Below are 1512 nucleotides of genomic sequence, written 5' to 3'. Positions count from 1 at the left end.
CTTGGCCAAGCTGCACAGCGACCAGATGAAGATCGAACAGGACCTTCGCCGCTTCACTGAAGAAGAACAGTCCTATATCAAGATTGGTTTCTCCCCAATCTGGGCCCCAGGCGAAAGCGGGAAGATTATCCCTGTTTTGCAGAAGCAATTTGAAACCACCCGCTTTGAACTGATCAAGACCTTCTCCATCAACTCAGCCAAGCGCTTGATCGACAACCGGATGGTTGACATTTACTTAGGTCCGCTTCTGCGGGGGGAAAACCTGAAGAACTTCTTCCTCTTCCAGCCGCGGATCTTCCTGATCATCCCTGAAACCAGCAAGCTTTACCAAGAAGGCAAGCGGGATGTTCCGTTCAGCCAGCAGCTTTTGATGGACCTCAGTGAGGAAAAGATGGTTTCCTTGAGCGATGACTCCGGCTTCCAAAAGACGGTTGACCACTTGCTTGAAGACCAGAACCTCTCTGTCAACAAGAGCATCAAGGTCAACGACTACGAAGTCGCCCTGCAGATGGCAGTCGGCGGTTTGGGCTGGACGGCAACTTTGGAATACATGCTGCCTGACCTGGACCCAGACCTCAAGTACAACCAGGTTGAACTGCCACGCACTTTGATCCAGTCTGACAACGGTTTGACCATCCACATGGATTCCAACGACCGGGCCAAGGAAGTTGCCCAGGTCATGACCAAGCTGATGAAGGAAGACTTGATTGCCCGTAAGCTGATCAAGGAATAAGAGCAGCAATTTTGGAAATAAACAGACAAAAAGACGAGCCAGCCGGCTCGCCTTTTTTATTGTCATTCAACTATTTCTAACTATGCTTCTTTTTTCATTTCTCTTTTCTTATTCTGCTCAGCCATTAATTCCTGCAGCCATTCTCTGTGACTGACCGCGGCATAGACTAAAATTGCTAAAGCCGTCAAAGTCGAAATTAAAAGCCCGCTTCTCAATCCCGGCGTCCGGTAGACCAGGCGGACCCGGTGCTTGCCAGCCGGCATCTCAAAGCCGACAAAGGCCGTATTGGTTTTGAGGACCTTGACAGCCTTGCCGTCTACCGTGGCTGTCCAGCCGCTTGAATACGGGATGGTCGAGGTAACGATACCGGCTTTCTTGCTGGTGAAGAGCCCAGTCAGCTGGTTCTGCGCGAGTTTCAGCTGCTTGACCCCCTGCTTTTGAATCTGGTGCACTTCTTTTGTGTATTCTTGATTCAAAGGAATTGCCACAACTTTGATCTTAAAGCGATAGGTCCCCAGTTTTGAAGGCTGGAAAGTCAGGCTGCTTGGCAGGGTCTGATAAGTCCCCATGTTCATGACCGCGCTGTCGACCAGGCGGTAAAAAGAAGTCATGTCCTGGCTTCTCTGTACGATGGTCTCACTGGTCTTCTTCCCCGTCACCGTCAGCTTGTAGCTGGGATCTGGCGACCCGGCCAAAAGGTGGTAGCGCCAGTACTTGTAGCGGGTCGCCCGCTCGTTAAAGGTCTGACCAGTCAAGTCTGCCTCCTGCTTAGCCTTCTT

At 51.1% G+C, this 1512-nt stretch carries 2 protein-coding genes; one reads left to right on the top strand and one right to left on the bottom strand.

From position 1 onward, the window contains the following. The coding region (locus ACI32D_RS08610; RefSeq protein WP_439776166.1) for a substrate-binding domain-containing protein at positions 1-733 on the top strand (733 nt) is incomplete at its 5' end. A gap of 80 nt (positions 734-813) precedes the next feature. Here ACI32D_RS08610 and ACI32D_RS08605 read toward each other — a convergent pair. Further along, positions 814-1512: YfhO family protein (locus ACI32D_RS08605; protein WP_439776165.1), on the bottom strand; the 699-nt coding region annotated here is incomplete at its 5' end.

It is taken from the genome of Lactobacillus sp. (genome assembly GCF_051873315.1).
In the GTDB taxonomy this organism is placed as follows: domain Bacteria; phylum Bacillota; class Bacilli; order Lactobacillales; family Lactobacillaceae; genus Lactobacillus.
The sequence above is the reverse complement of the archived record's forward strand: the minus strand, read 5'-3'. Positions and strand labels throughout refer to the sequence as shown.